A 12,496-nucleotide genomic window follows, 5' to 3' on the forward strand; every position below is an offset into this window, starting at 1 on the left:
GTGAGGAACCGAAAGCTATCCGCGGCTACGAAGGGTCATGCTTGTCAAGCACCGCTCTCAGAGATCGTTCCTATCTCTCCTCGTTTCGACCACTTCGCCGTCCTCCTTGACGAACCGTCCGACCGGATGCTCGAGCAGCTCGACGACGGCCTCCGACGGTCGACACAACCGTACGCCCTTCGGCGTCACCACGATCGGTCGATTGATGAGAATGGGGTAGGCCAACATGAAATCGAGCAATTGGTCGTCGGTCCATTTCGGATCGTCCAGGCCGAGCTCTTTGTATGGCGTGCCTTTCTCGCGCAGCACCGCGCGGACCGGAATGCCCATCGCGTCAATCAGCTCGCGAAGCGTCTCGCGTGACGGCGGTGCCTTGAGGTATTCAATGATGATGGGCTCGGTGCCGCTCTGGCGGATCATCGCCAGCGCGTTGCGCGAGGTGCCGCAGGCCGGATTGTGATAGATCGTGACGGTCATTGCTGCACCTCCATGGCCTGCGCGGCCGCGCCGGCTCCAGTTTCATACCAAGCTCTCGTCGCCCTGACGATACGGACGACCGAAAGCATCACCGGCACCTCGACCAGGACGCCAACGACGGTCGCCAGCGCGGCACCGGACTCAAGGCCAAACAGGCTGATTGCGGCGGCGACCGCGAGCTCAAAGAAGTTGCTGGCGCCGATCAGGGCCGCCGGGGCCGCCACGCACCAGGCGACGCCGAAACGCCGGCTCAGCCAGTACGCAAGTCCCGCATTCAGGTAGACCTGGAGGAGGATCGGCACAGCGAGGATGACGATGACCACCGGTTGTCGGACGATCTGCTCGCCTTGAAACCCGAACAGGAGGACCAGGGTTGCGAGCAGTGCGATCAGCGAGAGCGGTTGCAGAGTTCGCATCGTCCGCGCGAAGGCGGCGCCGCCCTCGCGCAGCAACGCACGCCGCCATGTCTGCGCCACGGCCACCGGCACCACGATGTACAGCACGACCGACAGCAGCAGCGTTTCCCACGGAACTGTAATCGACGCCATGCCGAGCAGGAATCCGACCAACGGCGCAAACAGGAACACCATGATCACGTCGTTCAGCGCGACCTGGCTGAGCGTGTAGTGAGGCTCGCCTTCACAGAGATTCGACCACACGAACACCATCGCGGTACAGGGAGCAGCGGCAAGCAGGATCAGGCCGGCGACGTAGGAAGGTATCTGTTCCGCCGGCAGCCATGGTGCAAAGACGTGACCGATGAAGAACGAGCCGAGCAGCGCCATCGAGAACGGCTTGACCGCCCAGTTGATGAACAGCGTCACGCCGACGCCCCGCCAGTGCTCACGCACCTGGCCCAGCGAGCCGAAGTCGATCTTCAGCAGCATCGGCACGATCATCAGCCAGATGAGCACCGCGACCGGCAGGTTGACCTTGGCAATTTCAGCGGCTGCAACCGCGCCGAAGACTCCGGGCATGGTGTGCCCGAGCGCCACGCCAGCGATGATGCAAAGCGCGACCCAGAGGGTGAGGTAACGTTCGAACATGTTCATGCGGATGCCACGTCTTGTGCGGAGTTGGTTGTGCTTGCGTTCAGCCGCGGGTTCGCTCTCTGCGTTTCGGAGGGCGGCAAGTTTGCAGGCTCTCGACGACCGGCGCGCAAACTTCCGGCCTGCCATTGCAGCAATCGCGGAGCAGGAACACTGCGACGTCGCGGAATTCGCTGAGATTGGCGCGATAAACGATCGATCGGCTTCGCCGCTCGAAGGTGACAAGACGTGCGCGGGTGAGGATTGCAAGATGCGCCGACAGGGTATTCGGAGGGACCTCCAACAGCCGTGCAAGATCACCGGCCGCAACACCGTCGGGCTCGTGCCTGACCAGGGCTCGGAACGCTTCCAGGCGGGTCGATTGTGCGAGCGCCGCGAGGGTCACAACTGCTTCTTCCGTTTCCATATATCCAGAGTTATGGAAGTAAATGCGTCGAGTCAACGCCAATGTCGATCCGCTCGATCCTGTATTTCGAAATTACTAGAAATATCGATTGACAGTGCTCGCAACCGAAGAGCATGCTTGCTCCATGAAGATCGATGACGCCGCAGCTCGTCTGGAAGCCCTGGGCAATCCGACCAGGCTAAAAATCTACAGGTCGCTTGTCCGGGCGGGGCGCGCGGGCATGCCGGTGGGGCGGCTTCAGGAGCGGCTCAGGATTCCCGCCTCGACGTTGTCACATCACGTCAAGGCGCTGGTCTCGGTTGGCCTGATCACGCAGGTGCGCGATGGGACGACGCTCGTCTGCCAGGCGGAATACGGCACGATGCAAGGCCTCGTGGATTTTCTGGTCGCTGAGTGCTGCGCGGAAGAATCGTCATGCAGTGGGGCACAGAAAGTCGCCTGACGGCTTTGCAAGGCTCTTTCGATCATTCTGGAATGACAGGAAAGAAATGGGTGCTGCAAAGACGGTCGCGATCATCGGAGCCGGACCTGTGGGGCTCGCCGCGGCGGCCCACGTGATCGAGCGCGGCATGACGCCGATCGTGCTTGAAGCCGGCGCCGAAGCCGGCCATGCCGTGCGGCAATGGCAGCATGTGCAGTTGTTCTCGCCTTGCGAATACAATGTCGACAAGGCGGCGGCGCGATTGCTCGCCCCGACGGGATGGAATTCGCCCGACCCGCAAGTCTATCCGACCGGCGCCGAATTTCTTGATCAATATGTCACGCCGCTTGCCGTCAAGACCCCGTTGCGAGACGTGATCCGCACGTCGAGCCGCGTTGTCGCAATCAGCCGGGCGGGCTTCGATAGGGCGAGGACGGCGGGACGAGAGGCTGCGCCGTTCGAAATCCGTTGCCAGAACGGGAAAGGGCCGGGGGTGCTGCGTGCCGATGCCGTCATCGATACGTCGGGAACGGGGGGATCGCCAAATCCGGCGGGTGCGAATGGACTGACCGCAATCGGCGAGCGCGAAGCTGCCTCGCAGATCTCATATGGTATGCCTGACGTTCTCGGCAGGGATCGTGCGCGCTTCGCGGGTAAGGTGGTCGCCGTGCTTGGGGCCGGCCATTCGGCGGTGGGGACACTCATCGATCTGGCGGCACTGGTGCGCCAGGTGCCGGGTACACAGCCGGTGTGGCTGCTTCGCGGCAATGATCCGGCCAAGGCTTTTGGAGGAGGCGCCAATGATAAGCTCGCTGCGCGTGGAGCGCTGGGTGCTGAATTCGCGGCGCTTGTCGCATCGCGCGATATCCACGTCGAGGTGAGCTTCCCGGTCACGACGATCGAGGAGAAGGGCGGCCGGCTCCGTCTGGCAACGACGTCCGGATGCTGCGGGCGCCAAGTTGAGGTCGACGAACTGGTCGTCGCGACCGGCTTCCGGCCCGATCTATCGTTCCTCGGCGAAATCCGGCTGCGGCTCGATCCGGCGATCGAGGCCCCGATTGCCCTTGCGCCCCTGATCGATCCGAACCAGCACTCATGCGGCACCGTGCGGCCACATGGGGCGCGGCAACTGGAGCAGGATGATCGCGGGTTCTATCTCGCCGGCATGAAATCCTACGGCCGGGCGCCGACATTCCTGATGATCACGGGCTACGAGCAAGTCCGCTCGATCGCCGCCGACGTTGCCGGCGACAGGGCGGCCGCCGAGCGGGTGGAGCTTGAACTGCCGGAGACCGGCGTCTGCACCCGCGGTGGTGTCGAGGGCGCAGCCGCATCGGGCTGCTGTGGCGGGCCGGCACCCGACGGCATCGCGGCTTGTTGCGCGGAAGATGCCTCGGCGAAGGCCATCGGACAGTCCGGCTGTGCCTGCTCGTGAGGGCACCGGAGTGGATCGGAGACGTCTGACGGTCGTTGCCGCGCTGGGCACCGCCCAGACGCTGGCGTGGGGATCGAGCTACTATCTGCCGGCCATCCTGGCCGATCCGATTTCGCACGAACTCGGAATATCCAGCACCTGGTTCTTCGCCGCTTTCTCGGCGTCGCTGGTGATCTCAGGGCTGCTCGGGCCGCGGGTCGGCCGCCAGATCGATCGGGTCGGGGGGCGGCGGGTGCTCTGCGCCTCGAACATCGTTCTAGCGGCAGGGCTAGCGCTGCTGGGCGCATCCGGCTCGGTGTGGATGATGTCCGCCGCGTGGCTGCTGCTGGGCGTCGGCATGGGACTCGGGCTCTACGACGCTGCGTTCGGCGCGCTGGGGCGGATCTATGGCAGGGATGCGCGCAGCGCGATCACGGGCATCACGCTGATCGCAGGCTTCGCCAGCACGGTCGGCTGGCCGCTGAGTACGCTCGGCCTGGAGACGATCGGATGGCGAGAGACCTGTTACGCCTGGGCGGTCGCCCACCTCGTGATCGGCCTGCCGCTCAACCTTCTGCTGCCGCGGACCGAAGCCGTCGCAACCACCGAGGCTCCGGTTGCGAAGCCCCACATCCCGATCGATCGGACCATGGTGATGTTATCGTTCGCGTTCGCGGCCGCCTGGACTGTTACGTCGGCGATGGCCGCGCATCTGCCGCGGATCGTGGAGGCGTTCGGCGCAACGCCTGCGCAGGCGGTATTTGCCGGGATGATGATCGGGCCGGCGCAAGTCGGTGCACGCGTGCTGGAAGCGAGCCTGCTGCGTCGTTTCCATCCGCTTGTCTCGACGCGGCTCGCCTGTATCACGCATCCGATCGGGGCATGCGTGATCGGCGTCTTCGGCGGCGGCGCCGCCGCGGCCTTCGCCCTGTTGCACGGTGCGGGCAACGGCATCCTGACGATCGCACGGGGAACGTTGCCGCTCGCGATCTTCGGACCCGAGAACTATGCCTACCGGCTTGGGCTGATCGGCGCGCCGTCCCGAATCTGCCAGGCGCTTGCCCCGTTGGCTTTCGGGCTGCTGATCGAGCCGATGGGACGGATGGTGGTCGCGGTGTCGGCAGGGCTCAGCCTGGCGGCGCTGGTCGCTCTCATGCTGCTGCCGCCATCGCGTTCAGCACCGGTACGCGCTTTGGATGCAGCGCCCCAGCATCGCAAAGCGCGATAGCTGGTAGATGTATCTTCATCTACCTCTTGCGCGCGACATCGGCTATCACGCGATGCTTGCACTCGGCTCAAGGCATTCACATGGCTCGGGCTCGAAATGCCCGCACCCATGATCGTACAGGAGCTGTCGATGCGCTTGCCCGCCGTCCTCTTCGTTGTCTCACTTGCCGCGAGCCCCGCGACGGCGGAAGAGCTGTCTGGAACCCTCCAGAAGGTCAAGGAAACAAAGAAGATCACGCTTGGCTATCAAGAGGCCTCCGTTCCCTTCAGCTATCTTGACGACAATCAGCGGCCGATCGGCTTCGCGCTCGATATCTGTCTCAAGATCGTCGATGCCGTGAAGGAGGACCTCGGCATATCAGACATCGCGGTCGACTATCTGCCGGTGACGTCGTCCAATCGCATTCCCCTGATGGTCAACGGCACGATCGACCTGCATTGCTCGGCGACCACCAACAGCGCCGATCGCCAGAAGCAGGTAACATTCACCAATACGCATTTCCTGAGCGCGACGCGATTTGCCGCCAAGAAATCGCACAACATCAACTCGATCGACGACCTGAAGGGAAAGGCCGTCACGGCCGTGGCCGGTTCGGTCAACCTGGCGCAGCTCATCAAGGTCAATGCCGAGCGCAAGCTGGGCGTCAACATTCTCCCCGCGAAGGACCAGGCCGAGGCGTTCCTGCTGCTGGAGACCGATCGCGTGCAGGCCTATGTGCTCGACGATGTACAGCTCGCCGTGGCGATCGCGCGGTCGAAGGAGCCGGCCACCTACATGATCAGCACCGAGACGTTCTCGAAGCCCGAGCCCTACGGGATCATGCTGCGCAGGGAGGACGCGCCGTTCAAGGCCCTGGCCGACCGCGCCACCGCCGAGCTCTACCGGAGCCCGGAGATCGAGGTCATGTACAAGCGGTGGCTGGAATCGCCGACCCCGCCGAACGGGATCAACTATAACGTCCCGATGTCGCCGGCGCTTCGCAATGCGTTCGCCAATCCTAGCTCAAGCTTCGATCCGGACGTCTACGCCGACGCCAAATAATGCCAACGAGCGTGAACGCCAGTATTCACCTTTGCCAAGGGAGAGGTGAGCCTCCGTTGCCGCTAGAGCTTGAGCCAATCCCGATCACGCCTTAGTTGCCCGCCTGCGCGATGGCGGGTCCGGGTGCGTCGGGGAAGGTCTGCTCCCAGCCGCCGCCGAGTGCCTTGAACAGCGTGACTAGGTTGAGCGACACATTGGTTGTGCTGGTGGCGTATTGCTGCTCGTTCTGCAGCAGGCTGCGCTCGGCATCGAGCACGCTCAGGAAGTCGGTGACGCCGTCATTATAGCGCGAGCGGGCGAGGTCGAGTGCTGCGCGGGTGTGATCGAGCTGGGCACGCAACCGCGTCCTGCGGGTCTGCTCGAGCCGGTGCGCGGCCATCGCGTTGACGACCTCATGCCAGGCCTGCAGCACGGTCTTGTGGTAGGTGATCGCGGCTTCTGCCTGCTGGGCGTCGCTGAGCTCGAGCATGCTCGCAAGCCGCGCGCCGTCGAAGATCGGCAGCGTCACGCTGGGGCCCGCCATGTATTGCAGGGACGATGCCTTGAACAGGTTGCTGAACTCGAGCGAATCCAGACCGACCGTGCCGTTGAGCTGAAACTTGGGATAGAAGTTGGCGACGGCGACGCCGATATTGGCCGTCGCCACGTGAAGTTGATCCTCGGCGATGCGGATGTCGGGGCGGCGGCGCGCCAGTTCGGATGGAATGCCTAAGGGGATGCGCGGCGGCGAGCGCGGGATCGCGCGCCGCGGCGCCAGTTCGGCGTTCAGCGTGGACGGCGGCAGGTCGAGCAGCAGCGCGATGGCGTTCATGTACTGGATCTGCTGCTGGTGCAGGTTCGGCAGTTGCGCGCGGATGCCTTCGACCTGGGCGGCGGCGTTCTCGGTATCGAGGCCGGAGCGCACGCCCTTCTGCTGAAGCTGCTGGGCGAGCTGCAGCACTTCGCGGTCGACCTTGAGATTATTCTCGGCGATCCGAATCTGCTCCTGCACGCCGCGAAGCTGGATATAGTCGCTGGCGAGCTCGGCGAGCACCGACACCAGCGCGTCGCGTCGGCGGTCTTCCGCCTGGTCGACCTGCGCGTCGGCGGCTTCGATCTGCCGCCGCACGTGGCCCCACAAATCGAGCTCCCAGGACATGTCGAGGCCGACATTGTACTCGTTGATCGGCTGGATGTTGATGCCGCCGGTCCCTGGCGGCAGCAACGGCGTGAGCAGGCTGACGATGCCGTTCTTGCTGTACAGCTCGCGCTGGTACTTCGCGTTGCCGTTGATGCTCGGGAATTCGGCGGAGGCGGTCGCGCTGCGCTGATAGCGGCTCTCGGCAATCCTGATCGTGGCGGTGCGCACGTCGAGATTGGCCTCGGCGACCCGGCTCTCCAGGTTGGTCAGCACGGGATCGCCGAATACCTTCCACCAAGTCGGATCGGTCGGTTTGGGCAGGTGGGCGTCGGAAAACGTCCGGCCGGCAAATGTCTTGTGATCGGGCAGGTGGGAATCCGGCTGGACGAAGTCGGGACCGACGGTGCAGCCGGCGAGCATCACGGCTGTCGCAAGACACAGCGCGAATGTGTAGATCGGTCGCGACATCAGTGGCCACCCTCCGGTCTCATACCGCCGATCTTCGCCGAAAGCAGGAAGCAGAACGGAACGACGGCGAAAGCGACGATCGCACAGTAGAAGAACACGTCCGCATAGGCGAGGACGGCGACCTGGGTTCTCATCACCTGATAGACGTGCCCGACGGCCGTATCGTGCGCCGTGGCTCCGGCGCGGCCCATCGCCCTGAGCGACTGCTCATACTGCGCCACCAGCGCCTGATAGGGCTGATGAAATGGTGTCGCCCATTCCGACAAATAGCTTTGACGGACCTGCGAGCGCTGCGTGACCTGCGAGGTGGCGAGCGAAATGCCGATCGAGCCGAACACATTGCGGAACATGGCGAACAGCGCCGAACCGTCGCCGTTGAGTTCGCGCGGCAGCGTCATGTAGGCCACCGTGCTGATCGGAACGAACAGGAAGGCCAGCGCGGACGACTGGAATGTGCGCATCATGACAAGGGTCTTGAAATCGATGTTTGGAACCAGCGTTGTCGCATACAACAGTGCGCAGCCCATGACGGTGAAGCCGAGCGCGATGACATATCGCGTCTGCATCACCGTCATCAGCCGTCCGATGACCGGGATCAGCAGGATCACCGCGACGCCGCCCGGCGACAGGATGAGGCCGGCCCAGGTCGGTGTGTACATCAGCACGATCTGCGCGAATTGCGGGATGATGACGGCGCTGGCGTACAGGATGGCGCCGGTGGCGCCGATCATGATGCAGCCGCCGGCGAAATTCTTGTCCTTGAACACGGACAGATCGACGATCGGCTTCTTCGCGATCAGGAGCCAGCCGATCGCACCCGATATTCCGAGGAAGGCGAGCAGCGCCATCAGGCGGATGAAGCCGGAGTTGAACCAGTCGGCGTCCTCGCCGCGGTCCATCATGATCTGCAGCGAGCCGAGGCCGATGGCGATCAGGCCGAGCCCGATGTAGTCGATGCCGCGGCTCCTGCGATTCTTCTCCCATGGTGGATCCTCGACCATGACCGAGACGAAGAAGGTGGCGATCATCCCCACCGGGATATTGATGAAGAAGATCCAGCGCCACGTCGCCTGATCGGTGATGTACCCGCCCAATGTCGGGCCCAGGATCGGAGCGACGACGGTCGCGATCGCCGCCACGCCGAAGGCGGCGCCGCGCTTGGCGGGCGGGAAGGTGTCGAGGATGATCGACTGCTGGTTCGGCTGCAGGCCGCCGCCGAAGAATCCCTGCAACAGGCGGAATACGATGAGCTGGGCCAGGCTCTGCGCGATCCCGCACAGGAACGAGCAGACCGTGAACATCGCGATGCAGATGATGAAGTAGCGCTTGCGGCCGAATAGGTCGCCGAGCCATCCGGAGATCGTCAAAACGATGCCGTTGGCGACGAGATAGGAGGTGAGGGCCCAGGTGGCCTCGTCGTTGCTGGAGGACAGGCTGCCTGCGATGTGCGGCAGCGCGACGTTGACGATCGTGGTGTCGAGAATCTCCATGAAGGCCGCAAGCGTCACCACCACGGCGATCAGCCAGGGATTATAGGCCGGTCTCCAGTCCTCGTGGTGGTCGACGCTCTCGCTCATCGCACCGTGACCGTCGGTATCACCGAAATTCCGAGCGGCAGGGGAATGTTCGGATCAAGGCCCTTGTCGATCACGATCTTGACGGGCACCCGCTGCACGATCTTGATGAAGTTGCCGGTGGCGTTCTCGGGCGGGAACGCGGTGAACTTGGATCCGGAGCCGAGCTGGATGCTGTCGACATGGCCCTCGAGCTTGAGGCTCGGATAGGCGTCGACCTTGATGGTGACGTGCTGGCCGGGACGCATGTCGGAGAGCTGGCTCTCCTTGAAGTTCGCGGTGATCCAGACCTCGGGCGCGACGATGGAAAAGAGCTGCTGTCCCGGCGCGACGTAGTTGCCCTTTTCGACATTGCGCTTGGTGATCCAGCCGTCTTGCGGTGCGACCACCGTTGTCCAGGACAGATTCAGATCAGCCTGATCGAGCCGCGATTGCGCCTGTTCGACCTGGCCCTTGAGTTGGCCGACCTGGGCATCGGTCTCGCCGATCCGCTGCGGCACGGGCGAGTTCTGCGTGATCTGGGCTTCCGATAGCGCGACCTGGGCTTCGGCCTGCTTCAGCGCCGCGGCCGCAGCGTCGACTTCCTGTTGCGACGTTGCGGCCTTCGGGAGCGCCCGCTGTCGCTCGAAATCGGCGCGCGCCTTCGCGCGCGCAGCCTTGGCATTCTCGAGTTGCGCATTGGCCTGCTCGAGCAGGGCGGGGAAGTTCTTTTTGGCGATTTCCAATCCGAACTGCTGGCCGCGATATTGCGCCTGTGCGGTTGCCAGCGCGCCTTCGGCCTGTTCGCGGTCGATCCGGTACTGCCGCGGATCGATATGGATCAACGGTTGGCCCTGCTTGACGAACTGGTTGTCGGTGACGTCGAGCGACACCACGACGCCGGACACTTGCGGGGCGATGGTGATCGCGCGCCCATCGGTGTAGGCGTCGTCGGTGCTCTCGATGTTGCGGGTGGATAGCCAGTAGTAGATGCCACCGATGATGAGCAGTGCCACAACGATGCCACCGACGATGAACACGATCGGGCGCCGCTTCGCCCTCGCATCGTCGTCTTGTTCGCTCTTTCCGGAGTCGTCCTTTGGTGCAGCATCAGCAGGGACGGGCTCGGGTTGCTGCGCCTTCTTTGCCGGCTGCTCCTTCGGTGGGGCATCATCCTGCAACTGGTCGACGGACATCGCACGCGACTCCCGACAGGGCGGAGCTATTCGATTGTTCCGGCTCCGGCCCAATGGATATATTAACCGTACCGATTAGTTCGCATGTGCACAACACCGGGCAGGAAAGCAAGGCGGAGCCTGTGGCATGGCTACACCAGTTCCCTCTCGAAAGGTTCCACGCGGAGAACGTCGCAGGATGGAGTTAATCGACGTCGCCGAGCGGTTGTTCCTTGAGGGCGGGTTCGCCGAGACCACGATGCAGATGATCGCGGAGGCCGCCGGCGCTTCGAAGGAGACGCTGTACCGGCACTTCTCGAGCAAGGAACTGTTGTTTGCCGGGATCGTCGATCGCAAGGCGCGCGAGCTTTCCGGTCCTGAATCCACGCTGGCGCGCGGCGGCAGCCCGGAGGTTGTACTGTTCGATCTCGGGATCGGGCTGTTGCATTTGGTGCTGCGTGGGCCAGCGTCGTCCCTGTTCAGGATCCTGGTGGCGGAGGCGCCGCGCGCGCCGGAACTTGGCGATCTCTTCTACAACAGGGGGCCCGGCCGCACCGTGCGGCGGCTCGCAGGCTATCTGGCCGCCGCGACCGAGCGCAGCGAGCTGCGCTGCGAGGACCCGCAAGGCGCGGCGCGGCTGTTTCTCGGCGCTGTGGTGGCGCAATATCATCTGCACCTGCTTGTCCAGCCCAACTGGAAGCGACCCTCGGAACGCGAGATGCGGGCCCACGTCAAATCCGCGGTCGCGATGTTCCTGGCGAAATACGGCCCCTTGTGACGGCGCCTCTATCGGCCTTCGCGCGGCACGTATATCGTCCGGCGCGACAGAAGATCGGCCCGGCAAGCCGGGTAACGACGCCACGTGGAGAAGCCATGTCAGGAGAGCTGCTGTTTTCGCCGATCACGATCCGCGGTGTGACGCTCAAGAACCGCATCGTGGTGCCCCCGATGCATCAGTATTCGGCTGAAAACGGCTTCCCGACCGACTGGCACCTGATGAATGCCGGCAAGTTCGCGGCCGGCGGCGCCGGGCTCGTGATCGTCGAATCGACCAAGGTCGAGCGGCGCGGCTGCGGCACGGTCGGCGATCTCGGCATCTGGGACGACAAGTTCGTCGCGCCGCTCAGCCGTCTCGTCAGCTTCATCAAGCAGCAGAACGCGGCGGCCGGCATCCAGCTTGGACATTCCGGCCGCAAGGCACGCGCCACGCGCCCGTGGGAGGGCGATCGTCCGCTTGAGCGCACGCCCGACATCGAGGATTGGGATGCCTGGACTCCGGTGGCGCCGAGCGCCATCGCCCATAGCGAGCGCTGGCCGGTGCCACGGGCGCTTGAGACGCACGAGGTGAAAGACCTCGTGCAGGCTTGGGGGCAGGCCGCGCGACGCGCCGATGCGGCCGGCTTCGACGTGCTGGAGCTGCACGGCGCCCACGGTTATCTCGTGCACGAGTTCCTCTCCGAGCGCGCCAACCAGCGCAGCGACGCGTATGGCGGCTCGGAATCGAACCGCATGCGTTTCCTGATCGAGGTGACGGAAGCGGTGCGAGCCCATTGGCCTGATCACAAGCCGTTGTTCGTGCGGCTGTCGGTCGAGGACAATGCGGGTTGGGGACCCGAACAGAGTGCGCGGCTGGCGAAAATTCTCAAGACGAAGGGCGTCGACGTGATCGACTGCTCCTCGGGCGGGATCACGGAAATGGCGCCGATCCTGGGCAAGGAGATCAAATACAGCTACCAGGTGCCACTGTCGGAATATGTCAGGCGCCACGCCGATATCATGACCATGGCGGTGGGCCTGATCATCCATGGCGACCAGGCCGAGCAGATCCTGCACGATGAACAAGCAGATTTGATCGCCATCGGTCGGGAAATCCTGAATAACCCGAACTGGCCGATGGATGCTGCGCTAAAGCTCGGGGTAGAGGGTCCGTTCCGCAACGTGCCTCCGCAGTTTGGCTATTGGCTCGGCACGCGGGCGAAGCGCGGGTTCGGGACGAGACCGTCGACCTGGCAGAACGGGTTGGAGGAGGCTGGCAAGGCATCCTAGAGGAAGGCGTCAGAGATGAGGGCGTCCAGGACCGAGGGCGTTCTGGATCATGAGGCGATCGTCGGATCCGCATCACCTTCCCATCTCTTTGTTTGAGC

At 63.9% G+C, this 12,496-nt stretch carries 12 protein-coding genes; 6 read left to right on the top strand and 6 right to left on the bottom strand.

The genetic code is table 11. From position 1 onward, the window contains the following. Positions 1 to 57 precede the first annotated feature (57 nt). From arsC to P6U30_RS18095, 3 genes are read right to left on the bottom strand one after another with little or no spacing between them, the layout of a single operon-like run. Positions 58 to 477: an arsenate reductase (glutaredoxin) gene (gene arsC, locus P6U30_RS18085; protein WP_407170230.1), complete on the bottom strand. Its 420-nt coding sequence runs from the start codon at positions 475 to 477 to the stop codon at positions 58 to 60. Further along, complete coding sequence (gene arsB, locus P6U30_RS18090) at positions 474 to 1,529, bottom strand: ACR3 family arsenite efflux transporter (RefSeq protein ID WP_407170231.1); 1,056 nt, start codon at positions 1,527 to 1,529, stop codon at positions 474 to 476. The genes arsC and arsB overlap by 4 nt, the downstream gene beginning before the upstream one ends. A gap of 40 nt (positions 1,530 to 1,569) precedes the next feature. Next, a complete protein-coding gene (locus P6U30_RS18095; RefSeq protein WP_407170482.1) occupies positions 1,570 to 1,932 on the bottom strand; it encodes an ArsR/SmtB family transcription factor in 363 nt (120 codons plus the stop codon). Positions 1,933 to 2,056: 124 nt separating this feature from the next. Here P6U30_RS18095 and P6U30_RS18100 point away from each other — a divergent pair, with 124 nt between their 5' ends. From P6U30_RS18100 to P6U30_RS18115, 4 genes are all read left to right on the top strand, one after another. Beyond that, a complete protein-coding gene (locus tag P6U30_RS18100; protein WP_407170232.1) occupies positions 2,057 to 2,374 on the top strand; it encodes an ArsR/SmtB family transcription factor in 318 nt (105 codons plus the stop codon). A gap of 46 nt (positions 2,375 to 2,420) precedes the next feature. Beyond that, positions 2,421 to 3,788 (top strand): NAD(P)-binding domain-containing protein, encoded by a 1,368-nt coding sequence (locus tag P6U30_RS18105; RefSeq protein ID WP_407170233.1) that lies wholly within the window; start codon positions 2,421 to 2,423, stop codon positions 3,786 to 3,788. Positions 3,789 to 3,798: 10 nt separating this feature from the next. Further along, on the top strand, positions 3,799 to 4,995 hold the full coding sequence (locus P6U30_RS18110; protein WP_407170234.1) for an MFS transporter: 1,197 nt from the start codon (positions 3,799 to 3,801) through the stop codon (positions 4,993 to 4,995). A 129-nt stretch (positions 4,996 to 5,124) separates the two neighbouring features. Beyond that, complete coding sequence (locus tag P6U30_RS18115) at positions 5,125 to 6,036, top strand: amino acid ABC transporter substrate-binding protein (RefSeq protein ID WP_407170235.1); 912 nt, start codon at positions 5,125 to 5,127, stop codon at positions 6,034 to 6,036. Positions 6,037 to 6,127: 91 nt separating this feature from the next. Here the strand turns inward: P6U30_RS18115 and P6U30_RS18120 are convergent, their stop codons facing one another. Genes P6U30_RS18120 through P6U30_RS18130 form a run of 3 tightly spaced genes read right to left on the bottom strand, consistent with a single transcriptional unit; the run spans position 6,128 to position 10,373 of the window. Then, complete coding sequence (locus P6U30_RS18120; RefSeq protein WP_407170236.1) at positions 6,128 to 7,624, bottom strand: efflux transporter outer membrane subunit; 1,497 nt, start codon at positions 7,622 to 7,624, stop codon at positions 6,128 to 6,130. Beyond that, a complete protein-coding gene (locus tag P6U30_RS18125; protein WP_407170237.1) occupies positions 7,624 to 9,201 on the bottom strand; it encodes a DHA2 family efflux MFS transporter permease subunit in 1,578 nt (525 codons plus the stop codon). Before P6U30_RS18125 ends, P6U30_RS18120 begins: the two co-directional genes overlap by 1 nt. Next, complete coding sequence (locus tag P6U30_RS18130; protein WP_407170238.1) at positions 9,198 to 10,373, bottom strand: efflux RND transporter periplasmic adaptor subunit; 1,176 nt, start codon at positions 10,371 to 10,373, stop codon at positions 9,198 to 9,200. Before P6U30_RS18130 ends, P6U30_RS18125 begins: the two co-directional genes overlap by 4 nt. A 178-nt stretch (positions 10,374 to 10,551) precedes the next feature. Here P6U30_RS18130 and P6U30_RS18135 point away from each other — a divergent pair, with 178 nt between their 5' ends. Both P6U30_RS18135 and P6U30_RS18140 read left to right on the top strand, forming a co-directional pair. Next, positions 10,552 to 11,130: a TetR/AcrR family transcriptional regulator gene (locus tag P6U30_RS18135; RefSeq protein ID WP_407170239.1), complete on the top strand. Its 579-nt coding sequence runs from the start codon at positions 10,552 to 10,554 to the stop codon at positions 11,128 to 11,130. A gap of 95 nt (positions 11,131 to 11,225) precedes the next feature. Next, positions 11,226 to 12,398, top strand: a complete 1,173-nt coding sequence (locus P6U30_RS18140; protein WP_407170240.1) for an NADH:flavin oxidoreductase/NADH oxidase — start codon at positions 11,226 to 11,228, stop codon at positions 12,396 to 12,398. Positions 12,399 to 12,496: the final 98 nt, after the last annotated feature.

This window comes from Bradyrhizobium sp. ORS 111, assembly GCF_045571485.1.
Classification (GTDB): Bacteria; Pseudomonadota; Alphaproteobacteria; order Rhizobiales; family Xanthobacteraceae; genus Bradyrhizobium.